Origin of the sequence: Bosea vestrisii, from assembly GCF_030144325.1 — a bacterium.
Taxonomy (GTDB): domain Bacteria; phylum Pseudomonadota; class Alphaproteobacteria; order Rhizobiales; family Beijerinckiaceae; genus Allobosea; species Allobosea vestrisii_A.
Genome location: NZ_CP126307.1, coordinates 769,088 through 792,202 on the forward strand (window position 1 = coordinate 769,088; position 23,115 = coordinate 792,202).

Annotated in this window: 25 protein-coding genes and 1 tRNA gene; 7 read left to right on the plus strand and 19 right to left on the minus strand. The window is 66.6% G+C overall.

The window, feature by feature from the left end; all coding sequences use genetic code 11:
• Positions 1-41 precede the first annotated feature (41 nt).
• From nusG to tuf, 8 genes are all read right to left on the minus strand, one after another.
• Positions 42-575, minus strand: coding sequence for a transcription termination/antitermination protein NusG (nusG, locus tag QO058_RS03725; protein WP_284170402.1), 534 nt, complete (start codon positions 573-575; stop codon positions 42-44).
• A 15-nt stretch (positions 576-590) separates the two neighbouring features.
• Entirely contained in the window at positions 591-785 is a 195-nt protein-coding gene (secE, locus tag QO058_RS03730; RefSeq protein ID WP_057189978.1) for a preprotein translocase subunit SecE, read from the minus strand.
• Positions 786-941: 156 nt separating this feature from the next.
• Positions 942-1,673 carry a class I SAM-dependent methyltransferase gene (locus QO058_RS03735; RefSeq protein ID WP_284170405.1) on the minus strand — a complete coding sequence of 244 codons (732 nt, stop codon included), beginning with the start codon at positions 1,671-1,673 and terminating at the stop codon, positions 942-944.
• A gap of 19 nt (positions 1,674-1,692) precedes the next feature.
• A tRNA-Trp gene (locus QO058_RS03740) sits at positions 1,693-1,768 on the minus strand.
• 225 nt (positions 1,769-1,993) lie between these two features.
• Positions 1,994-3,121: an ABC transporter substrate-binding protein gene (locus tag QO058_RS03745; RefSeq protein ID WP_284170408.1), complete on the minus strand. Its 1,128-nt coding sequence runs from the start codon at positions 3,119-3,121 to the stop codon at positions 1,994-1,996.
• Positions 3,122-3,236: 115 nt separating this feature from the next.
• Positions 3,237-3,914 carry a GntR family transcriptional regulator gene (locus QO058_RS03750; RefSeq protein ID WP_284170409.1) on the minus strand — a complete coding sequence of 226 codons (678 nt, stop codon included), beginning with the start codon at positions 3,912-3,914 and terminating at the stop codon, positions 3,237-3,239.
• Complete coding sequence (locus tag QO058_RS03755) at positions 3,907-4,743, minus strand: isocitrate lyase/PEP mutase family protein (protein WP_284170411.1); 837 nt, start codon at positions 4,741-4,743, stop codon at positions 3,907-3,909. Before QO058_RS03755 ends, QO058_RS03750 begins: the two co-directional genes overlap by 8 nt.
• Positions 4,744-4,891: 148 nt before the next feature.
• Positions 4,892-6,082, minus strand: coding sequence for an elongation factor Tu (gene tuf, locus QO058_RS03760; RefSeq protein WP_284170389.1), 1,191 nt, complete (start codon positions 6,080-6,082; stop codon positions 4,892-4,894).
• Between tuf and QO058_RS03765 the strand changes: the two genes are divergently transcribed.
• Together QO058_RS03765 and QO058_RS03770 are read left to right on the plus strand one after the other, a co-directional pair.
• Complete coding sequence (locus tag QO058_RS03765) at positions 6,014-6,280, plus strand: hypothetical protein (RefSeq protein WP_284173092.1); 267 nt, start codon at positions 6,014-6,016, stop codon at positions 6,278-6,280. The genes tuf and QO058_RS03765 overlap by 69 nt on opposite strands.
• A gap of 2 nt (positions 6,281-6,282) precedes the next feature.
• Positions 6,283-6,594 carry an Rdx family protein gene (locus QO058_RS03770; RefSeq protein WP_284170413.1) on the plus strand — a complete coding sequence of 104 codons (312 nt, stop codon included), beginning with the start codon at positions 6,283-6,285 and terminating at the stop codon, positions 6,592-6,594.
• 154 nt (positions 6,595-6,748) lie between these two features.
• Here the strand turns inward: QO058_RS03770 and cysE are convergent, their stop codons facing one another.
• Together cysE and QO058_RS03780 are read right to left on the minus strand one after the other, a co-directional pair.
• Positions 6,749-7,597: a serine O-acetyltransferase gene (gene cysE / locus QO058_RS03775; protein ID WP_284170415.1), complete on the minus strand. Its 849-nt coding sequence runs from the start codon at positions 7,595-7,597 to the stop codon at positions 6,749-6,751.
• A gap of 173 nt (positions 7,598-7,770) precedes the next feature.
• Positions 7,771-8,538: an alpha/beta fold hydrolase gene (locus QO058_RS03780; protein WP_284170417.1), complete on the minus strand. Its 768-nt coding sequence runs from the start codon at positions 8,536-8,538 to the stop codon at positions 7,771-7,773.
• A gap of 274 nt (positions 8,539-8,812) precedes the next feature.
• Between QO058_RS03780 and QO058_RS03785 the strand changes: the two genes are divergently transcribed.
• The 4 genes from QO058_RS03785 to QO058_RS03800 all read left to right on the plus strand — a co-directional run bounded on the left by QO058_RS03785 (position 8,813) and on the right by QO058_RS03800 (position 11,787).
• A complete protein-coding gene (locus tag QO058_RS03785) occupies positions 8,813-9,775 on the plus strand; it encodes an acetyltransferase domain-containing protein (protein WP_284170419.1) in 963 nt (320 codons plus the stop codon).
• A 122-nt stretch (positions 9,776-9,897) separates the two neighbouring features.
• A complete protein-coding gene (locus QO058_RS03790) occupies positions 9,898-10,152 on the plus strand; it encodes a zinc-finger domain-containing protein (RefSeq protein ID WP_057191132.1) in 255 nt (84 codons plus the stop codon).
• Between the two features lie 36 nt (positions 10,153-10,188).
• On the plus strand, positions 10,189-11,385 hold the full coding sequence (locus QO058_RS03795) for an FAD-dependent monooxygenase (protein WP_284170422.1): 1,197 nt from the start codon (positions 10,189-10,191) through the stop codon (positions 11,383-11,385).
• 90 nt (positions 11,386-11,475) lie between these two features.
• Complete coding sequence (locus tag QO058_RS03800; RefSeq protein ID WP_284170423.1) at positions 11,476-11,787, plus strand: hypothetical protein; 312 nt, start codon at positions 11,476-11,478, stop codon at positions 11,785-11,787.
• Between the two features lie 3 nt (positions 11,788-11,790).
• On the opposite strand, the gene QO058_RS03805 is transcribed toward QO058_RS03800, so the two are convergent.
• From QO058_RS03805 to QO058_RS03825, 5 genes are all read right to left on the minus strand, one after another.
• Complete coding sequence (locus tag QO058_RS03805) at positions 11,791-12,423, minus strand: pyridoxamine 5'-phosphate oxidase family protein (RefSeq protein ID WP_284170425.1); 633 nt, start codon at positions 12,421-12,423, stop codon at positions 11,791-11,793.
• Positions 12,424-12,519: 96 nt separating this feature from the next.
• Complete coding sequence (chrA, locus tag QO058_RS03810) at positions 12,520-13,917, minus strand: chromate efflux transporter (RefSeq protein ID WP_284170426.1); 1,398 nt, start codon at positions 13,915-13,917, stop codon at positions 12,520-12,522.
• A 9-nt stretch (positions 13,918-13,926) separates the two neighbouring features.
• Positions 13,927-14,745: a chromate resistance protein ChrB domain-containing protein gene (locus QO058_RS03815; protein ID WP_284170428.1), complete on the minus strand. Its 819-nt coding sequence runs from the start codon at positions 14,743-14,745 to the stop codon at positions 13,927-13,929.
• A gap of 238 nt (positions 14,746-14,983) precedes the next feature.
• Positions 14,984-15,400, minus strand: coding sequence for a 2'-5' RNA ligase family protein (locus QO058_RS03820; protein ID WP_284170430.1), 417 nt, complete (start codon positions 15,398-15,400; stop codon positions 14,984-14,986).
• Positions 15,401-15,447: 47 nt separating this feature from the next.
• On the minus strand, positions 15,448-16,725 hold the full coding sequence (locus QO058_RS03825; protein ID WP_284170432.1) for a hemolysin family protein: 1,278 nt from the start codon (positions 16,723-16,725) through the stop codon (positions 15,448-15,450).
• A 93-nt stretch (positions 16,726-16,818) separates the two neighbouring features.
• Between QO058_RS03825 and QO058_RS03830 the strand changes: the two genes are divergently transcribed.
• Entirely contained in the window at positions 16,819-17,448 is a 630-nt protein-coding gene (locus QO058_RS03830; RefSeq protein WP_284170433.1) for a DUF938 domain-containing protein, read from the plus strand.
• 151 nt (positions 17,449-17,599) lie between these two features.
• Here QO058_RS03830 and QO058_RS03835 read toward each other — a convergent pair whose 3' ends face one another.
• The 4 genes from QO058_RS03835 to QO058_RS03850 all read right to left on the minus strand — a co-directional run bounded on the left by QO058_RS03835 (position 17,600) and on the right by QO058_RS03850 (position 23,093).
• Positions 17,600-18,280 carry an SH3 domain-containing protein gene (locus QO058_RS03835; protein WP_284170435.1) on the minus strand — a complete coding sequence of 227 codons (681 nt, stop codon included), beginning with the start codon at positions 18,278-18,280 and terminating at the stop codon, positions 17,600-17,602.
• Positions 18,267-19,211 carry a hypothetical protein gene (locus tag QO058_RS03840; protein ID WP_284170437.1) on the minus strand — a complete coding sequence of 315 codons (945 nt, stop codon included), beginning with the start codon at positions 19,209-19,211 and terminating at the stop codon, positions 18,267-18,269. Before QO058_RS03840 ends, QO058_RS03835 begins: the two co-directional genes overlap by 14 nt.
• 306 nt (positions 19,212-19,517) lie before the next feature.
• Entirely contained in the window at positions 19,518-20,099 is a 582-nt protein-coding gene (locus QO058_RS03845) for a YqaA family protein (protein WP_284170438.1), read from the minus strand.
• Positions 20,100-20,264: 165 nt separating this feature from the next.
• On the minus strand, positions 20,265-23,093 hold the full coding sequence (locus QO058_RS03850) for a valine--tRNA ligase (protein ID WP_284170440.1): 2,829 nt from the start codon (positions 23,091-23,093) through the stop codon (positions 20,265-20,267).
• Positions 23,094-23,115 lie beyond the last annotated feature (22 nt).

The window sequence follows — 23,115 nt, forward strand, 5'->3', positions numbered from 1 at the left end:
GTCTCCGGCACCCTTCAGCAAGCTGTCGGAGCGTCCAGGCGTCAGAGCTTCTCGACCTGGCTGTATTCGAGCTCGACGGGCGTGGCACGGCCGAAGATCGAGACCGCGACCTTCAGGCGGGCGCGGGCGTGGTCGACATCCTCGACGACGCCATTGAACGAGGCGAACGGGCCGTCGGCGACCTTCACCTGCTCGCCGACCTCGAACACGATCGTCGGCTTCGGCCGCTCGATGCCCTCGGCGACCTGGCCCTTGATCCGCATCGCCTCGTTCTCGGGGATCGGCATCGGCCTGGCCTTGTCGGCGCCGAGGAAGCCGGTGACCTTGGGCGTATTCTTGATGAGATGGTAGACCTCGTCCGTCATCTCGCACTTCACCAGGACATAGCCCGGGAAGAACTTGCGCTCGGTGTCGACCTTACGGCCGCGGCGGACCTCGACGACCTTCTCGGTCGGAACCAGCACTTCCTCGAACTTGTCGGCGAGGTGGCGCTGCGCCGCCTGATCCTTGATCGACTGCGCGACCTTGTTCTCGAAGTTGGAATAGGCGTGGACGATGTACCAGCGGGTGCTCACGTTATTAGCTTCCGTTCAACGAGCGCCGAGGATGAGGCCGAGACCCCAGCGGATCACCGTGTCGGTGAAGAGGAAGAACAGGCTGGACATCAGCACCATCAGCAAAACCAGGCCGGTGGTAATCAACGTCTCGCGGCGCGAGGGCCAGGTCACCTTGGCGGCTTCGCTGCGCACCTCCTGCAGGAACTGGAAGGGATTCGTCTTCGCCATCGGGCTCGTCACCTCGGTTCCGGATCATCGCGAAAAGGCGGCGATTCGGCGGTCCTGAAAGATTCGCGGCGCGGGGCCCAGGGAGCCGCGCGCCGTCGTTAAGGGCTTCTTACAACGCGATTGCCCGCTCGCCAAGCGGTTTTAAAACCGCTCGGGTCAAGCCCGCTCTGCCGCGATCAACAGGAAGGCCGGGCGCTCGCGTTCCCTGGCCCAATCCGGCTCGGCCGCGATCTGCTCTGGTGTCGGCCCCCATTCCTCGACATGGCGCAGGTACAGGCCGAGCCCGACCAGCAGGTTGAGATAGGTCGCGAGCGTGCGGTGCTGCTTCACCACGCCGTCAGCCAGCCAGTCGGTGACGCGCCGGCCCTCGTCGAGATAGGCGCCGACCGGCCAGACCGGCAGGCCCGATTCATCCTGCGACCAGCCCTGGTGGCGCGGCGCCGTCATGATCGGATGCTCGACCGAGAAGACGAAGCACCCGCCCGGCTTCAGGGCCCTTTGCACGCGGGCGAAGACGGCAGGCAACTCGGCGAGGTAATGGAAGGCCAGCGAGGAATAGATAAGGTCGAAGTGCCCGGCCGGCGGCTCGTAAGTCTCCAGATCGGCCTGCTCATAGCGGACGCTCGCCGCGCTGGTCTCGGCCTTTGCCCGCGCCAGCATGCGCTCGGAGACATCGACGCCGACGACCTCCGCCGCCCCCTCACTGGCCGCAAAACGGCAGAACCAGCCGAATCCGCAGCCGAGATCGAGCACACTCGCCCCCGCGAGCGGCGGCAGCAGCGCGCGCAGCGCCTGCCATTCAGGCGCGCCGTCGAGCCCGCGGAGCGAGCGTGGTAGCTGGCTGTAGTTCTGGAAGAAGCCGGCGTCGTCGTAGATGTTCTGTGTCATCGCGGCACTGACGGACGGCTGGCAGGGGCGGTAGGGCTCGAACCTACGACAACCGGTTTTGGAGACCGGTACTCTACCAACTGAGCTACACCCCTGTAGCGTCGGTTGCTTAGCCCGAACCTCACGGCATTTTCAAGTCGAAATCGCAACCGTCTCGTTCGAAGTTGACTCATATCCTCAGCCGATCACGGCAAAGCCAGGCAGATTCAGCATATTTCGCCGAAGGCAGATCACGAAAGAGTTGCCCCTGGAAGCGGCCGCAGAACGATAAAAGGGCGGCGCTACCGCCGCCCTTGCGAACAATGACCCCGGTTGGTCGCTTACTTCGGCAGCCGGCCGATGATCTTCTGCCGGCCGTCGACGACCTCCGCGAGGAAGCTCTCGCGCTGGACATCGCCCTTCTCATCGAAGGTCGTTTCCATCAGGATACCGGGCTCCTCCTCCGGCTTGATCGTGGCGCCGTGCAGCGTCGCGGCGATCTTGGTCGGCTCGAACTTGCCGAGCTTCTCAGTCGCCCATTTCACCGCGTGAACGGCCATGTAGCCCTTGATGCCGTTATGGTCGGGCACGAATTTGAAGCGCGCCTCGAAGCGCTTGCCGAACTCCTGCAGAGCGGGGATCGGCGCATCGATGGTCTGGCCGACATGGCCGCGCACGCCTTCCGCCGCCTTGCCGGCGAGCTCGATCACCTTCTGGCTCAGGATCGTGGTCTCGCCGATCACCGGCTTGCCGACGTTCTGGTCGCGCATCGCCACCAGCAGCCGGGCGCTCTCCTCCTCGTTCAGATAGACGAAGACGGCATCGGCATTGGCGTTCTTGATCTTGATCGCGTCGGCAGCGAAATCGGCCTGGCCCTGCTCGGTCGAGAGATCGACCGAGACCGCGATGCCGCGGCTCTTCAGTTCCTTCAGGATGGCTTCGTGCCCACCCTTGCCGAAGTCGTTGTTGACCCAGACCACCGCGACCGACTTCGCCTTGACCTCGTCCTTGAGATAGGCGGCGATCTTCGGCATCGCTGCCGACTGGCTCAGCGAGGTCCGGAAGATGAAAGGGTTGCCCTGGGCCGTGTAGGACGTGCCGTCGCCGGCCGCGAGCTGGGCGATCTCGGCCCGCTGCGCGATCTGCATCGAGGCCATGATCGAGCCGGTATAGACCGGGCCCAGCACGGCGTGGGTGCCCTCGTCGATCGCGCGCTGCACGGCGGCGCGGGCATTGGCCGGGTTCGTCTGCGTGTCATAGGCGACGAAGTCGATCTTGCGGCCGAGGATGCCACCCTTGGCGTTGATCTCCTCGATCGCCAGCTCGATGCCGCTCTTCCAGTTGGTGCCGGCGGTCGCCCCTGGCCCGGAGAGCTCGGCGATGGTGACGAGCTTCACCTTGTCCTGTGCCGCCACCGGCGTCGCAGCCAGCGCGAGCGCCAGAGCCGCGGCTTTAAGAGCATTTTTCATGACGCCTCCTCCCGAGGTTCGATGGGCCGTTTGCGGCTCTCGTCCGGAGCATAATCTCTAGGACACTGTATGCAAGATCATTTGACTCCTGGAAGCGCTCCGTCGCAGCGTCCCGTCAGGCCGGAACGCCGCCACGGCGCAGCACGTCGGCATAGGCGTCCCACGCCCGCATGATGTGTCGGTAAAGAATGGCGTCGAGATCGGCCAGGCGGCCGGCGGCGAAGGTTTCGACCATCAGGCGATGCTCGGCCATGGAGCGCTCCTGCTCGCCCTCCAGCGGCACCGAGAGATGCGTGCGCAGTGCCGCGACGCGGCCAGAGACGCCCCGATAGGCGTTGCCGAGATAGCGGTTGCCGCAATGCTGGAAGAAGACCTCGTGGAACACGGTATCGGCCCGGGCATAGTCGCGGCGGCTGCCACCCGCCTGCACCACCTCCATCGCCGCGAGCGCATCGTTCATTGCGGCGAGCGCTGCCACGCGCGCCTTGGCCAGGCATTCGCGCAGGGCCTGCGTTTCCAGCATGAAGCGGAAGACGCAGAGCTCGGCGACGTCCTCCTCGCTCGGCGCGAAGACGAAGGTGCCCTTCTTCGGCACGATCGTCACCAACCCCTGCAGCTGCAATCGCGCCAGCGCCTCACGCACCGGCGTGCGGCTGACGCCCAGGGCCTCGCTCAGCGCCTCCTCCGACAGGCTCTCGCCGAAGCCCATCTCGGCGTCGACGATCGCCGTGCGCAACCGTTCCTCGACGATCGTGACCAGGGACTTCGGCTGCTCCACTTTGAGATCAGGCATAGTGTTCCCGTCCCAGGAAGGCCTCGTAACTCGTCAGGTCGAGCATGCTCGGCTCCAGCGCGCGCGTCGTACCGGAGCGCTTCAGCTCGCGCGCGAAGGCTGCCATCATGTGGGCATAGGCCAGCGTCGACGACACCGGATAGCTCAGCACCTTGAAGCCGAGGCGCCCGAAATCCTCGGCGGTCAGCGGCGGGACCCTGCCCTCGACATAGTTGAACATCAGCGGCGCCTCGATCTCGCGCAGCGCTCGCTTCATTTCGTCCTCGGATTGCAGCATCTCGAGCAGCACGAGATCGGCGCCGGCCTGCGCATAGGCCTTGCCGCGGGCGATCGCCTCGTCGAGCCCGAGCGGCAGCCGTGCATCCGAGCGGCCGATGATCAGGAAATCGGGATCGCGCCGGGTCGCCACCGCGATGCGGATCTTCTCGGCCTGTTCCTCGCGCGTGACCAGCGCGAGCCCCGCCATGGCGCCGCAGCGCTTCGGCGTGACCTGGTCCTCGAGATGGATCGCAGCGACGCCGGCCGCCTCGTATTCGGCGACCGTCCGGGCGACGTTGTTGAGATTGCCATAGCCGGTATCGGCATCGGCGATCAGCGGCACCTTGATCGCGGCAGCCAGCGCCCGGCCGCGCGCCACCATCTCGGTCATGGTCAGGAGGCCAATGTCCGGCGCACCGATCAGACTGGCGGACAGGCCGTTGCCGGTCATGTAGACCGCCTCGAACCCGGCCTGCTCGAGCGCCCGCGCGCCGATGGCGTCATGGCAGCCGGGCGCGACCACGAGGCCGGGCTGGCGCAGCCTGTCGGCAAGCGAATGGCGGGGACTCATCGCGATCTCCAGTCCGTATGCAAGATACAGGAAGCTGGCACGGCGCGCACCGGGACGCCAGTCCCGAACGCCTCCGCCAATTGGTTAGCGCCAGAATCAAAAAGGGCGGCGTTGCCGCCGCCCTTTCCCAAATCGCTCTAGGTGTCGATCAGGCGATGATCGAAGCGACGACGCCGGCGCCGACGGTGCGTCCGCCTTCGCGGATGGCGAAGCGCAGCTTCTCTTCCATCGCGATCGGCACGATCAGGTGCACTTCCATGGTGATGTTGTCACCAGGCATCACCATCTCGGTGCCCTCGGGCAGGTGCACCACGCCGGTCACGTCCGTCGTGCGGAAGTAGAACTGCGGGCGGTAGTTGGTGAAGAACGGGGTGTGGCGACCGCCCTCCTCCTTGGTCAGGATGTAGGCCTCGGCCTTGAACTTGGTGTGCGGCTTGACCGAACCGGGCTTGCACAGGATCTGGCCGCGCTCGACGTCCTCGCGCTTGGTGCCGCGCAGCAGCGCCCCGATGTTGTCGCCGGCCTGGCCCTGGTCGAGCAGCTTGCGGAACATCTCGACGCCGGTCACGGTCGTCTTCACCGTGTCCTTCAGGCCGACGATCTCGATTTCCTCGCCGACCTTGACGATGCCGCGCTCGACGCGGCCGGTCACCACCGTGCCGCGGCCCGAGATCGAGAACACGTCCTCGACCGGCATCAGGAACGGCAGGTCCAGCGGACGCGCCGGCTGCGGGATGTAGTCGTCGACTGTCTTCATCAGCGCGATCACCGCGTCATGGCCGATCGCCGGGGTGACGCCGTCGAGCGCCGCCTTGGCCGAGCCCTTGGTGATCGGGATGTCGTCGCCCGGGAAGTCGTACTTCGACAGAAGCTCGCGGATCTCCATCTCGACCAGCTCGAGCAGCTCGGCGTCGTCGACGAGATCGACCTTGTTCATGAACACCACCAGCGCGGGAACGCCGACCTGGCGCGCCAGCAGGATGTGCTCGCGGGTCTGCGGCATCGGGCCATCGGCCGCCGACACAACCAGGATCGCGCCGTCCATCTGCGCCGCGCCGGTGATCATGTTCTTCACATAGTCGGCGTGGCCGGGGCAGTCGACATGCGCATAGTGGCGGGCCGCCGTCTCGTACTCGACATGGGCCGTCGAGATCGTGATGCCGCGCGCCTTCTCTTCCGGCGCCTTGTCGATCTGGTCATACGCCGTGAACGACGCGCCACCCGACTCCGCCAGAACCTTCGTGATCGCAGCCGTCAACGACGTCTTGCCATGGTCGACGTGACCAATCGTACCAATGTTGCAGTGCGGCTTCGTCCGAGCAAACTTCTCTTTGGCCATGACACCTTGTTCCTGACGATGCCCGCGCAGGGCCGGAAAAACGCGGTCGCATTAGGGGGTTTTGGGACGAAGCGCAAGTTGCAGGCAAAGTTTCGCGCCAGAGCACGCTGCGCGCAGGCCACTTGCCGCCGCAACATCATGACGGCAGAACCATTTTCGAATCCGCCAGCCCCCCGGCTGGCCTCGCTTTGGAGCTGACCATGACCGAACCCAAGCCCGGCCCGCGCATCGCCATCACCTATTGCAGCATGTGCAACTGGCTGCTCCGCTCCGCCTGGATGGCGCAGGAGCTGCTGCAGACCTTCGGCCAGGATCTCGGCGAGGTCGTGCTGATCCCGCGCACCGGCGGCATCTTCCAGATCCACTACGATGGCGAGCTGATCTGGGACCGCACTGTCGATGGCGGCTTCCCCGACGTGAAGCAGCTCAAGCAGCGCGTGCGCGACCGGCTCGATCCCGAGCGCGATCTCGGCCATCTCGACGACCACAAGAAGAAGCTCGTGCAGGGCTGAGTTGCCCTACCCCCAGCCCTCATCCTGAGGAGCCGCGCGCAGCGGCGTCTCGAAGGATGCTTCAGGAGGTTCCAGAGACAGCTGAACCATCCTTCGAGACGCGGACTAGCGTCCGCTCCTCAGGATGAGGGCTGTAGGAGTTGCGACAGGCTTCTCAGATGCCGCCGCCGCAATCGCCGGCAAGGATCTGGTCCATCGAGCGCGACGGCTCGGCGCAGCCGGCCTCGCCAACCACCTTGGCCGGCACACCGGCGACCGTAGTGTTGCGCGGCACCGCCGCGAGCACGACCGAGCCGGCCGCGACGCGGGCGCATTGCCCGACTTCGATATTCCCGAGGATCTTGGCGCCGGCGCCGATCAGCACGCCCTTGCGGATCTTCGGATGACGGTCACCGCCCTGCTTGCCGGTGCCGCCCAAAGTCACGTCCTGCAGCATCGAGACATTGTCCTCGATCACCGTGGTCTCGCCGACAACGAGGCCCGTGGCGTGGTCGAGGAAGATGCCCTTGCCGATCTTCGCAGCCGGATTGATGTCGGTCTGGAACACCTCCGACGAGCGGCTCTGCAGATAGAGCGCGAAGTCGCGCCGGTCCTGCCGCCACAGCCAGTTCGCCAGGCGGTGCGTCTGCAGCGCGTGGAAGCCCTTGAAATAGAGCACCGGCTCGATCAGCCGGTAGCAGGCGGGATCGCGGTCGAGCACGGCGACGACATCGGCGCGGATGCCCTGGCCGATCTCGGCATCGGCCTCGATCGCCTCGTCGAAAGCCTGCGCGATCAGTTCCGCCGGCACGGCGCCATGGCCGAGGCGCGCCGCGACGCGATGGCCCACTGCAGCCTCGAAGCTCGGCTGGTTCGCGATCGTCGCCAGGATGAAGCTCGCCATCGCCGGCTCGCTCGCGATCGCCAGCTCCGCCTCGTTGCGCAGCCGCGACCAGACCGGGTCGACGCGGTCGAGGCCGGTCGCGGGATCGCGGATATCGATATTCGGGCGCCCGGATGGCATGGCGTTCTCCGCTGCGGTTCGCTCGTAGTTGAATCTAGCACGGGAAGGTCGCGCCAGAGCACATGGCTTCGCCTTCTAGCTGAATCAAGCGGCGAAGAACAAGAATCGATTTGCGAGGCAATAGTCGCAAGCCATTGTCGTAGAATAATATTCTACCTGAGGAGATTATTATTCTACGACCGCTGCGCCAGAAACTCGACGACTGCCTGCTTGTGCGTGCGATCGCCGACCGCGAGATTGTGATCGCGCCCTTCGATGGCGAAGCTTTGCGCGCCGGGGATCAAAGCCGCCAGCTCCGGGCCGGAACCGGAGACGTCGTCCTTGGTGCCGACACTGACCAGGGTCGGCACCGCGATCCGGCCGACCTCCTCCTTGCTCAGCGTCTGGCGCGTACCGCGAATGCACGCCGCGAGTGCTCCGAGGTCGCTGCCGGTGTTCTCGGCGAAGGCGCGGAACATGCGCTGCATCGGATCGGTCAGGTCGGCGAGCGAAGGCGCTTCCATCGCGTCGGCGATGCCGAGCGGCAGGCCGACGCCCTCGACCAGATGGATGCCGAGCCCGCCGAGCAGGAGCGAGCGCACGCGCTTAGGGTGGGCGAGCGTCAGGTGCGACGAGATCCGCGCGCCCATCGAATAGCCCATGATGTCGGCGCGTTCGATCGAGAGATGGTCCATCAGCCGCCGCGCATCCTCGGCCATGATGTTCGAGTGATAGGCTTCCGGGTCGTAGAGCTTCTGGCTGCGGCCATGGCCGCGATTGTCGTAGAGCACGACGCGCCGGCCGGCATGGGTCAGCGTCTTGGTCCACTGCGTGTTGACCCAGTTCACCGCATGGCTCGAGCCGAAGCCATGGATCAGCACGATCGGGTCGCCGGCGCCCTCACCGGTCGGGGCGAGGTCGAGATAGGCGATCGCAACGCCATCGGAATCGAATGTCTGCATCTACCCTGCCGCCAGCTGCTTTTTGATCTGTAGGCTGGTCTGCCATGGCGGCGTGGCTTTGGGTAGCTGCAGTCAGCGCAGAGAAGCGGCTTGAATTTATCGAGCCCTCATCCTGAGGAGCGCCGTAGGCGCGTCTCGAAGGATACTCCAGGAGGTTCCGGAACCAGCTGGAACATCCTTCGAGACGCGCTCCTGCGGAGCGCTCCTCAGGATGAGGGCTGGGAGAAGCCCGACGCCCCTTTCCGCAACGCCGCGCGCCGCTTATGACGAAGCCATGAGCGAGCAAGCGCAATCTTCGGCCGGCGGCCGTATCGAACTGGTCGATCTGGCCCGCGGCATCGCGCTCCTGGCGATGTTCGTCTACCACTTCGCCTACGACCTCTCCTACTTCCGGCTGATCAGCGTCGATGTCGTCAGCGATCCCGGCTGGCGCGCCTTCGCCCGGCTGATCGCCGGCTCCTTCCTGGCGATCGTCGGCTTCAGCCTGGTGCTGGCGACGCGCAACGGCTTTGATCGCGGCAACTATCTGCGCCGTCTCGCTCTGGTCGCCTGCGCTGCGGTCCTGGTCACTTCCGCGACCTGGTTCGCCCTGCCGGACATCTTCATCTTCTTCGGCATCCTCCACCATATCGCGCTGGCGAGCGTGCTGGCCCTGCCCTTCCTGTTCCTGCCGACCGCCGTCATCGCGCTCGCGGCCGTCGTGGTCTTCGCCCTGCCCTTCATCCTGGGGCACGACCTCTTCACGCAGGACTGGCTCTCCTTCCTCGGCTTTGGCCCCTGGCCGCTCACCGCCGATTTCGTGCCGGTCTTCCCCTGGCTCGGCTGCGTGCTCGCCGGCATGGCGCTGGCGCGGATCGCTCTCCCGAAAGCGCAGGAGAGCAGCTGGGGCCGCTGGCGAGCAACATCCGCTCCGGCCAGGCTCGTTGTCCTCGGCGGTCGCAACAGCTTGTTCGTCTATCTCGTCCACCAGCCGCTCTTCATCGGAGCGCTGTTCCTGTTCATGCAGGCAACCGGCCCGAAGCTGCCCGACGCGGAAGCGGTCACCTTCCTCACCTCCTGCCAGCGCTCCTGCACCGCGACAGGCACGCCGAAGGAGATCTGCGAGCGCGTCTGCGGCTGCTCCATGGACGGGCTCAAGCAGGCCAATCTCTGGGTCAAGGCGCTTGCCGACGCGCTCAGCCCGGCGGAAACCGAGCAGGCTCGCGGGATCGGCCAGACCTGCGCCCGCCAACCCTGATCGGCTCGTCGCGCAGCGGCGACAGGTCACGGCAGCATCGATGTTGGTCTGCTTCACGCGCGCTGGCGCGGGCTGCGGCGAACGATTATGGTGCCGCCCAAATCGCAAGGACGAGACCAGCCATGGCCGATCACGGCACCCCGCATTTCCACAATGATCCCGGTGTCGCCGTGATCCATGTCGGCGCGCGCGAGTTCATGTGCATCGGCGCCAAGCCGCCCTTCGACCACCCGCATGTCTTCCTCGACATGGGCTCGGACGACGAGATCGTCTGCCCCTATTGCTCGACGCTGTTCAAATACGAGCCGTCGGTCGGCCACGGCCATTGCAAGCCGGCCGAGTGCGAATACCACGACACCGCCGCCAAAGCGGCGTGAGGCACATCCCGCCGGGGGCGCGGCGGGAATAACCAGATGGCCAATCTCCCGATCCTCATCGCGGGCGCCGGTATCGGCGGCTTGACCGCCGCGATCGCGCTCGCCCGCCGCGGCGTTCCCGTCGCCATCGCCGAGAAGCGCACGCGCTTCGACGAGGCCGGCGCCGGCATCCAGGTCTCGCCCAATGCCGGGCGGGTGCTCGAATCGCTCGATCTCGGCCTGGCCTTGCGTCGCGCCGCGATCCGGCCCGAAGCGCTGGCGATCGGCCATTGGGGCGGCGGCAAGCCGCTGCTCGCCATGCCCTTCGCCCCGCCGGTCGAGGGCGCGACGCCGTCGCGTTCGCTGAAGCGCGCCGACCTGCACCAGCTCCTGCTCGATTCGGCCCGGACCTTGCCGAACATCCGCTGGATCATCGGCCGCGGCCTCATCGATGCGCACGAGAACGAGGGCAGCATCACGGTCACGCTCGGCACCGACAGCGGTGGGACCGAGACGGTCGAGGCGATGGGCCTGATCGGCGCCGACGGCCTCTGGTCGCGCGCCCGTGCCCTCGTCGGAGATGCCGGCGAACCTGGCTTCACCGGCTGGGAGGCCTGGCGCTCGCTGATCCCGGCGGAAGGGTTGCCGGAGGCCCTGCGTCGCCCGGCGGTGGCGCTGCATCTCGGCTCAGCCCGCCATGCGGTGCATTACCCCGTCTCTGGCGGCAAGGAGATCAACCTCGTCCTGATCCGCGCCGCGCGCGAGGCACGCCCCGGCTGGTCGCGCGAGGGCGAGGCGTCGCAGTTGACCGAGATCGCCGGCAATGCCGGCCCCGGCCTGCGCGAATTGATCGAGCGCGCGCCGAGCTGGCGGATCTGGTCGCTCTACGACCGCGCGCCCGCCCGGATGGCGAAGGGCCGCATCGCCCTGCTCGGCGACGCCGCCCATCCGATCCTGCCCTTCCTGGCCCAGGGTGCCGCGCTTGCCATCGAGGACGCTGCGGTGCTGGCGCACGAGCTCGCCTCGCGGCTGGCGACCGATGGGACAGCGGCCGTGCCGGCGGCGCTTGCAGCCTATGCCAAGGCACGTACCGAACGGGCCGCGCGCGTCCAGCAGGCCAGCCGCAAGAACGGCGAGGCCTATCATCTCGGCCGGCCGTGGAGCTATGCCCGCGACTTCGCCATGCGCCGCATGGGTCCGGGCGGCATGCGCCAGCGCCATGCCTGGATCTATGACTGGCGCGCGCCATCCTGACGAAATCGTCATCCCTTCGGCTCGACCGATCTCGTCAACGCCGCATTCGCTTCCTAGATTATCCGCGGGTGACACGAAACGAAACGAGCCATGATCCGCATCGACCTCAACAACGCCGCCGGTGCCCGTCTGGGCCGCTTGCCCCGCTGGGCGAGCTGGCTGGTCATGGCCGGTGCCTTCGCCGTCGGGGTGCTGATTTTCCTGGTCGCGGCGAGCCTGGCGCTGATCCTCGTGCCGCTGGTCATCGCCGGCGCCGCCTTCGCCACCTGGCAGTTGCGCCGCCGCATGCGCGCCGCAGGCATCGACCCGCAGAACCCCTTTGAGCGCAGGCAGCCCGATACCGCGCGCGGCGAGATCGTCGACGCCGAGTACCGGGTGATCGAGCCCAGCGAGCGGCGCTAGCCCTCAGGCGTTGGCGCGCGCCGCCAATTCGGCTCGCAGCCGGGCGTTCTCCCCCTCGAGCTCCTCAAGCCGCTGGCGCACCGGTGCGAGTGCCGGCGCCAGCTCGGCCTCGCTGAAGCGCGGCGTGATGTGCTGCGGGCAGTTCCAGTCGAAGGCCTCGACCTTGATGGTGACGCCACGCTCCGGCACGGCGCGGTAGCCAGGGACGATCAGGCGACGCGCCAACTCCGGCTCGGCGGCGAGATCATGGAAGCGCGCCCGGCCGTAGATCTTCAAACGCGCCCGATGGCCGTAGTCCATCAGGAACAGGCAGAGCCGGTCGTCCACGGTAAGATTGCCGAGGCTGAGATATTGCCGGTTGCCGCGCAGATCGGCGAAGCCGAGCGTCGTCTCGTCGAGCACGCACAAGAAGCCGGCCGGCCCGCCGCGATGCTGCAGATAGGGCCAGCCGGTCTCCGACACGCTCGCCAGATAGAAGGAATCGCGCGCCGCGATGAAGCCGGCCTCGGCCTCGCCGAGACGGTCATTGTGCGGCTCGCCCTCCTCCTGCCTGGCATAGGCGCGCCGGCTGCCTTGCGCCTCCTGCGCCGCCTTCACGGCCGGGGTGGTTGCGATCTCGAGGAAACGGTGGGTCATCTCATGGGCCTCCGCCCGACGAGATGGCCATTTCACCGTCAAGCCGCAATCACTGCGGTCGGCAGTTCAGAATTCCAGTCACCGCAACAATCGTTATCACGCCGTCAACCGCACCAGCAGAACGCCCGCCGCCGCACAGGCAGCGAGCACCGGGACCATGCCGAGCTTGAAGCGCAGCAGCGCGATCATCGCCGCAGCCGCCAGCAATGCTGCTCGCCAATCCAATGACGTGAGCACCGGCAGGTCAGGCGCTAGCGGGCCGAGGACGATCGGCCGCACCGCCTTGAACAGCACATGCAGCCCGAACCAGAGCGCGAGATTGGCGATGACGCCGACGACCGCAGCGGTGATCGCGGTCAGCGCCGCCGACAGCGCCTTGTTGCCGCGTAGCGCCTCGATGTAGGGCGCGCCGAGGAAGATCCAGAGGAAGCAAGGCGCGAAGGTGACCCAGACCGTCAGCAGGCCCCCTAAGCTGCCGGCGACGAGCGGATCGAGCCCGCCAGGCGCCCGCCAGGCGGCGAGGAAGCCGACGAACTGCAGCACCAGGATCAGCGGCCCGGGCGTCGTCTCGGCGAGGCCGAGGCCGTCGACCATCTCGCCGGCAACGAGCCAGCCATAGGTCTCGACCGCCGCCTGCGCGACATAGGCCAGCACGGCATAGGCGCCGCCGAAGGTGACGACCGCCATGGCGCTGAAGAAGCCGCCGATCTGGGTGAAGACGTTGCCGCTGCCGAGCAGGGCCCAGAGCAGCAGCACCGGCCCGAGCCAGAGCGGCAGCCAGACCGCCATCACCTTGAGCGCCCTCCCCAACGATGGTTCGGCATGGCTAAGCTCGCCGCGCTCGAACATCAGGTCGACGACGCCCTTGAACTCGGGCGCGCCGTCCTTGCCGGCGTGGCCGCCGCCGCCGAACAGAGCCGGCGCCCAGCGGTTGCCGAGCCAGCCGATCAGTCCAGCGCAGAGGATCACCAGCGGGAACGGCGCCTTGAGCAGGAAGAGCGCGAGGAAGGCCGCAATCGCGATCGCGACCATCGCCCGGTTCTTCAGAGCCCGCCGGCTGATCCTGAGGCCCGCCTCGATCACGACGGCGAGCACTGCCGCCTTGACGCCGAAGAAGATCGCATCGACCAGCGGGACCTGGCGATAGAGCACGTAGAGCAGGCTCAAGCCCCACATCACCAGCGCGCCGGGCAGGATGAAGAGCAGGCCGGCGATCAGTCCGCCGATCGTCCGGTGCATAAGCCAGCCGATATAGGTGGCGAGCTGCTGCGCCTCGGGGCCGGGCAGCAGCATGCAATAGTTCAGCGCATGCAGGAAACGGCGCTCGCCAATCCAGCGGCGCTCGTCGACCAGCTCCTTGTGCATCAGCGCGATCTGCCCGGCCGGCCCGCCAAAGGAGAGCAGGCCGATCTTCAGCCAAACCCGCGTCGCCTCGGCGAGGGTCGGCGTGGCGGGGGCGGCCATCGCCGCCCCTTCATTCGTCACGGTCGTCATCGCCCGTCCTCAGCTCTTCACCGGCACGGACGGCCAGTTATGGGTTTCCTCGGTCGCGTCCCGGCACCAGCGATAGAAGGCGTCGTAGAGCAGCATGCCGGCTTCGAGCTGTGCCAGGTCCTCGCGATACATCCGTGACAGGCCGAGCGAGGCGGCAAGGAAGCCGGCCGCCTGCGGCACGAGGTCGAGCCGCGACGTATCGGCCGCCCTGACGATAGTCGCAAGCTGGTCGAGCGCCGGCGACGACAGCCCGAATTCCTCGATCATCGTGTCGAAGCTGCAGCGCTCGCCGCGATGGCTCCAGAACACGCCGTCGATGTCGAACGGCGTCGCCCCGAAGCGGTCGGCGACATCAGCCACCTCCGAGGCCGAGACGAAGAGGAAGACGGCATTTGGGTCGACAAAGCGGCGGATCAGCCAGGGACAGGCGATGCGATCGACCTTGGGCCGCGCCCGCGTCACCCAGAGCGTGCGCCCGGCGGCATCGCGCTTCGGCAGCTTGCCCGTCTCGATCAGGAGCCCGCCGGCCTCACGCCAGGCCTCGAAGCCGCCGGTGAGGTTTTCCGCCTCGACACCTTCATGCCGCAGCCAGGCGGCGGTGCCCTCGCTGAGTTTCTGCCCCCTCTGGCAGATGACGACGACCTTGCGGCCGGCATAGGCGCCGGCCCAACCGGCGACGTCGCGATGGCTGCGGCGTTCCGAGGCCGGCAGCAGGCGCGGATCGGCGGCGACATCGTCGTCGATCCGGACATCGATCAGGACAGGCACATCGGGCAGGCCGACGAGCCGGGACAATTGCGCAGGCGTGATCTGGATGTTGGAAGACATGAGCGTCCATCCTTGAGCTAAGGAGAGTGGACGCGATCCTTGGGCTGACGCCTCACGGGGCGGTCGCGATAAGCCCCTGCTAAGAGTTTAGATCACCGAGGATTGGCGCCGTCAACGGCCGGCTCGGCGTCCCTTCCGGCCAATGTCAGCCTGTTCAGGACCTGCACAGGCGGCCAGGAGACGCAATCCACGCTGTCGAATGTCAGCTCGAACGCCTCGAACGATCGCGAAACATAGTTCAGAACGCTGGTCCGGCGCGCGGCATCGATCGCCAGCGCAATGGTGAGATGAGGTCGCCACCCCCGGGACCATAGTTGGCATCACAAGACGAGGACGCCGCGTCCAGAGCCGCATGCAGCTTGCCATGCAAATCGAGTAGGCGCTGATCGTGCCGTGGCGCCAGCCAGAGCACGAGCGGGTCGGTATCGAAGAAATCCACCCGCTCGAAGGAGAGCGAGATCGCGGCTTCACCGTGGAACACCTCCATGGCTCTCTGGAGCCTGGAGGGCTCGATCGCGGCACATCGCGTTGGCGTGAGATGGGGCCGATAGCCGAGCGCTCGGATCGACGGCACGTCTTCCAAGGCAGCAGCCTCATCGACATGCTCCCAGAAGAGCTGGGCAGCAGAGCTCGTACTCAAGGTGATGCCCAGCATGGCACTCCCCTCGCATCAGCCTTCCAGTCGGACGGCGGCAGCCTGACTCAATCGAGCCGGCTGACCAGGATCTTGTCGATTCGCCGGCCGTCGAGATCGACCACCTCGAAGCGCCAATGGCCCTTCACGAAGCTCTCGCCGACATTGGGCAGCCGGTTCATCTCGGCCAGGATGAAGCCCGCCACGGTCTGGTAGTCGGCATCGCGCGGCACATGGATGCCGAGTTCGTGCGAGAACTCGTCGACCTGCATCCAGCCGGCGACCAGGAAGGAGCCGTCGGCACGCGTCACGATCGGCGGCTCGTCGGCCTCGTCCTCCTGGAAGGCGCCGGTGATCGCCTCGAGCACGTCGCTCGAGGTGATGATGCCCTCGAAATGACCGTACTCGTCGAAGACCAGCGCGAGATGGACGTTGGAAGCGCGGATGGCGCGCAGCACGTCGAGCGCCCCGCTCGTGTCGAGCACCACAGGGGCCTCGTGCACGAGGCTGCGCAGGTCTCTGCCGTCGCCGTCCGAGAGCGCGTCGAACATGTCCTTGACGGTGACCACGCCGATGATGGCGTCGGCCTCGCCGTCCTGCACCGGCAGGCGCGAGCGCTTGGTGGCGCGGACCTGCATCTTGATCTCTTCGGTCAAGTCGGTGAGATCGATGACCTCGACCTCGCGCCGCGGCGTCATCAGCGCCCTCGCCGAGCGGTCGGCGAAGCGCATCACCCCGGAGATCATCTCGCGCTCGTCGCGCTCCAGCACGCCGGCGTTCTCGGCCTCAGCGATGATGGTGCGGACTTCTTCCTCGGTGACCGTCTCCTCCGGCTCGCCCTTCTGGCCGAGCAGCGCCAGCACGAGCTTACCCGAAGCGTCGAGCAGCCAGACCAGCGGCGAAGCGACCTTGGCCAGCACTACCATGGCCGGGGCAACGCGCGCGGCGACGCGCTCGGCATCGCGCAGCGCGATCTGCTTGGGCACCAGTTCGCCGATGATCAGCGAGAGATAGGTGATGAGGACGACGACGGTACCGACGCCGAGCGCGTCGGCGGCGGCATTCGACAGCCCTTGCCCGGAGAGCCATTCCGACAGGCGCGCACCGAGCGTCGCGCCCGAGAAGGCGCCGGAGAGCACGCCAACCAGCGTGATGCCGATCTGTACGGTCGAGAGGAAGCGGCCCGGATTCTCAGCGAGCTTGATCGCCTTCGCGGCGCCTTTGCTGCCTTGATCGCTGAGGACTTTGAGCCGTGCCGGCCGGGATGAGACGACCGCGAGTTCCGACATGGCGAGCACACCGTTGATGACGGTGAGGACGACGACGATCAATATCTCGGTTAACAAAACCGGCTCGGGAACTGCAGGGCCGCGCTCTGTATCGGTCTGCTTCTGAGCCGCTTATAACGCATTGACGGCCGAACGCGATGGGAGAAGACGATGCCCCAGGACGATCTCCATCAAGACGATCCTCGCCAGCTCGCTCCGGCGACGCAGCGCAATCGCGAACCGATCCTCGCCGTGCTGCGCGAGGTTCTGCCGGCGCGGGGTCGCGTGCTCGAGGTCGCCAGTGGCTCCGGCGAGCACGCCGTCCATTTCGCCGCCGCCTTTCAGAGCCTGGTTTTCCAGCCGAGCGATCCCGATCCGGCCGCGCTCGCCAGCATCGACGCCTGGGCAGGCGAGAGCGCCCTGCCCAATCTGCTCCCGGCCATTCGTCTCGATGCAAGCGCGCCGCGCTGGCCCATCACACAAGCCGACGCGATCCTGTGCATCAACATGATCCACATCTCGCCCTGGGCGGCGACTGAAGGGCTGATCCGGCAGGCGGCGCAGATCCTCCCGGCAAGCGGGCCGCTCTATCTCTATGGCCCCTATCGCCAGAGCGACGTGCCCCTGGCGCCAAGCAATGCCGTGTTCGACGACAGCCTGCGCCGGCGCAACCCGAAATGGGGCCTGCGCGAACTCGACGCCGTCGCCGAGCTAGCCAGGGACGCCGGCTTCGCCGAGCCGCAGGTGACGGCGATGCCGGCGAATAATCTCAGCGTGGTCTTCCGTAAAAATTCTGGCTGAGCTCCCGTCTCAACTCACAGCCCTCATCCTGAGGAGCGCCGCAGGCGCGTCTCGAAGGATGCTCCAGATGGTTCAGGAGCCTACTGGAGCATCCTTCGAGACGCCATCCCTGTTGGAATGACTCCTCAGGATGAGGGCTAGAACAATCGCCCTATCCCCCGTCGCAGCTGGTTTCCTGCGTCGCGCAGATGCGGTCGACCCAGGCGCGGACGCGGCCGGCCTCCGCCCCCGCTTTGGCGGCCGGCTTGATCTCGACACCTGAGAGGGCCTCGCTGCCGTCCGGGAACGGGCCGTACTCGACCAACACCCATTTGCCGCTGCAGCCGACGAGGCGTCCGTTCTGGACGAAGGCGTCGCCGTCGAAGCCCGCCCCGTCCTGGCCGGTCAGCACGGTCGGCGCCTTCGCATCGGGTCGCTGACGGCCGGCATTGGCTTGCGACTTCACCGTCAGCTTGCGCCCGCTCACCCAACCCGAGCCCTTGAACATCGGCCGCGGCGCAGCATCCGTCAGCGCCTCGTTGTCACGGGCTTTGGCGATGCGGAACCAGCCATTGGCGCCTGCGCTGACCTCGACCTCGACCATGGCGCGCACCGGCGGATCGTCGCTGCTGAGCTTCACCGGCGGCAGCGTCCCGACCACCTTGTTGCTGGTGCCCGGGCCGGCGCGGACGTTCAGCCCCTCCGGATCGGTCTCGCTGACGAAGGCGCCGAAGGAGCAGGCGACCTGCCCGGCCGGCACAGGCGCGACGGCTTCAGACTGCGCGCGGGCTACCGGAGCAGCCAGCAGCAGAGCCACCACTAGCCCAGTGGCAAGGGCTTCAGGACGCGGCATTGACCAGCACATAGTAGAAGGCGCCCGGGGTCCCGACCGCCTTGAGGAAGATCGGGTAGCGGTTCTTCGGAACGGTCTGGCAGCCGGCCGACCAAGTGTTGGGTTCCAGCACATTGTCCGCCCCGCCGCGGTGGATGTACATGCTGGTTCCCGCCCCTTTCGGGTCGATCCGGCTCTTGTCATCCTGAGTGAAGCGACCGTCGCCATCGGTGTCGCGCTCGGCGATCTGCGTGGTCTTCACCTGGAAAGCGCGGTCACCGAGGAAACCGCCCTTCTTCTCGAAATACTGATAGGTGCCCTCGGTCAGGCGGCCGGCGTCCTTGATACCGTCCTTGTTGATGTCGACGCCGTCGGCCTTCTTGAACCCGACGCCCTTGTAGCGCTTATCGCCGCTGCCGGCGCGTTGCGAATACTGCGCGCCCGGCTCGGTGCAGATCGGGAAGCTCGAAAGCTCGCGAAACCGGCCTGTGCGGCGCATCACCACGACGAGATCGTCATAGGAGCCCTTGCCGTGATTGGCGATCGTGCTGCTTTCCTTGCGCAGCGCCAGCAGGACGAGGCGCCCGAATCGGAGGTCGAAGCGCGCATCGGTCGAACCGAAACGCCAGAAGATCGCCGAATAGGAATCGAAGGCCTGCTTCGTCGTGCGAAACTGCGGCCGGTCGGCTGAGGGGCGGCGGAAGCGGGCGTCGAGGATTTCGCCGTAGAAGGCGCTCCATTCCCGCAAGGCGCGCAGCCGCGTCTCGGCAGCGGGACTGAGGTTGACCTCGACGACGCGCCAGAAGAAGTCCTGCAGGCCGGGCGGCACCGCCGCGACGATGTCACGCCAGCGCGAGAAGGCGATGACGCGATCCTGGCGCAGGCAGCGGTCGAACTGCCGGGCGAAATTGCCGAAATCGAGGTCGGCGAGATCGGGGCGACGGCCGCTCATCTGCCGCCACGCGATCGTTGGAGTGAGCGCATCGAACTCTCCGCCGCTGCATCCTCGGGCGACCATAAGGCAACGCCGCCCAAAGGTCAGGCGGCGAGCAACCGGTCCGTCAGCAGCTTGCGAAGGTCTGAGGGCTTTTCGCCTGCTCAGAACCGGTTCAAAAACTTACAGCCCTCATCCTGAGGAGCGCCGCAGGCGCGTCTCGAAGGATGGACCAGGAGGCTCTGGAACCATCTGGAGCATCCTTCGAGACGCCGCTAACGCGGCTCCTCAGGATGAGGGCTGAGGGAAGCCTCAGAAAAGCTCTCAGAGCACCATCGGCAGCACGAAGAAGCCGCCGATGACGACCACCGCCAGCGCCAGTGCCGTCATCGGCAGGTGCTTCTCGATGAAGATGCGGATGTCGTCGCCATAATAGCGCAGCGCCACCGCGATCATCGCGAAGAAGGTGACGCGCGAGATCACCATGCCGAGCGTGAACTTCCAGATGTCGAAATGCAGGAAGCCGGACATGATCGTGACGATCTTGAACGGGATCGGCGTCAGCCCCTTGGTCAGCAGCACCCAGAACCAGTAGTCCTGCGAGGTGTGGATCAGATGCGCCGCTTTCTCCTGCAGGCCGTAGATGCCGATCAGCCAGGCGCCGACCGATTCATAGAGGAGCGCGCCGATCGCATAGCCGAGATAGCCGCCGGTGACGGCGCCGAGCGAGCAGACGCCGGCATAGAACCAAGCCCGGTCAGGCCGCGCGATGCACATCGGAATCAGCAGCGGGATCGGCGGCAGCGGGCTGATGGAGCTTTCGACGAAGGTGATGGCGAAGAGCAGCCAGGGGGCTCCGGGATGCGACGCATAGGAAACGCACCAGTCGTAAGCACGCTTGAGCATGAAGGGGAAACCGTTCCTGGGTTCTCGCGCCGGTTGCAGGGCTGCCCTGCGTCCCATGCATTAATCTATCTGGCGCGGTCAGGCCAGTTATCTCTTGGGCTAGAGTCAATTGCGCAAATGGGCGTCAACAGCGCGACGCTTTCGTGACGAGATTGCGGGAGCAGCTCATGCGAGCCGCTCCAGCGCCTCGGCGATCTTGAGCTTGCGGGCTTCGGCGGCTGCCTTGCGCTCGCGATTCTCCTCGACGATCTCCTCCGGCGCGCGCACCATGAAGTCGGGATTGCCGAGCTTGCGCTCGACCGCGACGATGTCCTGGTCGAGCTTGGCGAGCTCCTTGTTGAGGCGCGCGCGCTCGGCGTCGAGATCGATGATGCCGGCGAGCGGCAGCGCCGCGACCTCGCCGCGCACGATGATCTGCGCCGACTGGCCGGGCGCCTCCCCGGCGAACTCGATCGCGGAGAGCCGCGCCAGCCGTTCGATCATCGGCGCCCAGGCCTCGACTGCGGCCTTCGTCGCCGCGCTCGCCTTGACCAGCACCAGCGGCACCTGCGTTCCGCCCGGCACATTGGTCTCCGAGCGGATCGAGCGGATGTCGGAGATGAGATCGACGACGAAGCCGATCTCGGCCTCGGCCGCCTCGTCGACAAGCGCCGACAGCTCCGGCCAGCGCGTCAGGCAGACGAGACCCGCCTCCCCGGCCGGCACCATGCGGGCCGCGCCGGCATTGGCTTTCTGCGCCCAGAGCTCCTCGGTCAGGAACGGCATGAACGGATGCAGCAACTGGCAGATCAGGTCGATGACATGGGCCACCGTCGCCTGCGTCTCCGCCCGCGCCGCGGTACCGGCAGCGTCGAGTTCCTCGGCCTGCAGCACCGGCTTCGACAGTTCCAGATACCAGTCGCAGAACTGGCCCCAGACGAAGCGATAGGCTGAATCCGCCGCCTCGTTGAACTTGAAGCTCTCGATGCCGGCAGTGACGGCATCGGCCGTGCGCGCCGCCTCGCTTAGAATCCAGCGGTTGAGCGGCAGCTTGACCGCAGCCGGATCGAAGCCCTCGGCCCGCAGGCAGCCATTGATCTCGGCGAAACGCGCCGCGTTCCAGATCTTGGTCGCGAAGTTGCGGTAACCCTCGACGCGCGAGGTCGCGAGCTTGATGTCGCGCCCCTGCGCCGCCATCGCCGCGAAGGTGAAGCGCAGCGCGTCCGCCCCATAGGTGTCGATGAGCACCAGCGGGTCGATGACGTTGCCTTTCGACTTCGACATCTTCGCGCCCTTCTCGTCGCGAACCATCGCGTGGAGATAGACGTCGCGGAACGGCACCTCGTCCATGAAGTTGAGGCCCATCATCATCATTCGGGCGACCCAGAAGAAGATGATGTCGAAGCCGGTGACCAGCGTCGCGGTCGGATAGTAGCGCTTGAGCTCGGCCGTCTCTTCCGGCCAGCCCAGCGTCGAGAACGGCCACAGGGCGGACGAGAACCAGGTGTCGAGCACGTCCTCGTCGCGCCTGAGCTCGACCGGCCCGCCATAATGGCCGAGCGCCAGCGCCTGCGCGCCGGCTTCCGACTCGGCGACGAAGCATTCGCCATCCGGCCCGTACCAGGCAGGGATCTGGTGACCCCACCAAAGCTGGCGCGAGACGCACCAGGGCTCGATGTTCTCGAGCCAGTCATTATAGGTCTTGGTCCACCTTTCCGGCGTGATCCTGGTCTTGCCGTCCTTGACCGCCGCGAGCGCGCGCTGCGCCAGCGGTTGGACGTCGACATACCATTGGTCGGTCAACCAGGGCTCGATCACCACGTCCGAGCGGTCGCCATGCGGCACGGTGTGGGTGTTCGGCTCGACCTTGCGCAGGAGACCGCGCCCCGCCATCAGGCCGACCACGGCCTTGCGCGCCGCGAACCGGTCGAGGCCGTGCAGCGCCAGCGTCTCGCGCTCGGGCGCAGCGCCTTCCAGGAAATCGGCATTGTCCTGAATCAGGATGCGAGCTTCACCGTCCAGGATGTTGACGACTCTCAGTGAATTGCGCTTGCCGACGTCGAAGTCGTTGAAGTCGTGCGCCGGGGTGATCTTGACCGCGCCGGTGCCCTTCTCCGGATCGGCATAGTCGTCGCCGAAGATCGGGATGACGCGGTTGACCAGCGGCAGGACGGCGCTTTTGCCGATCAGCTCCTTGAGTTTGTCGTTCTCGGGATGCACCGCGACGCCGGTGTCGCCCAGCATCGTCTCCGGCCGGGTCGTCGCGACGGTGATGTAGGTCGCGGCGTCCTCCGGATCGTAGGCGACGCCCTCGATCGGGTAGTCGAAATAATAGAGATGCCCGTTCGGGTCCTTGGCCAGCGCCTTCTCCAGCTTGCCGGCGTCGAACGCCTCCTCGCCGCCACCATGCCATTTGAACGAGCCGGTCTTCTCGATCTGCAGCACCTCGATGTCGGAGATCGCGGTCTGGAACTTCGGATCCCAGTTCACCAACCGCTTGGCGCGGTAGATCAGCCCCTGCTTGTGCAGGCCGACAAAGACCTTGAGCACCGCGGCCGAGAGGCCCTCGTCCATGGTGAAGCGCTCGCGCGACCAGTCGCAGGAGGCGCCGAGACGCTTGAGCTGGTTGACGATCGTCCCGCCGGACTCTTCCTTCCACTTCCAGACCTCGGCCAGGAAGGCCTCGCGGCCCATCGTCCGGCGATCGGTCTTGTTCTCGGCAGCGAGCTTGCGCTCGACCACCATCTGCGTCGCGATGCCGGCATGGTCGGTGCCGGGCTGCCAGAGCACGTCCTTGCCGCGCAAGCGCTCGAAGCGGCAGAGCAGGTCCTGCAGCGTGTTGTTGAGCGCATGGCCCATATGCAGCGAGCCGGTGACGTTCGGCGGCGGAATCACGATGCAATAGGGCTCGGCCCCGGGCGCGGCTCCACGCCCCGCCTTGAAGGCATCCGCCTCCTCCCAGGCCTTGTTGATGCGCGCCTCGACGGAGGCCGGCTCGAATGTCTTGTCCATCATCGCTCTGCTCGAACGCCAAACG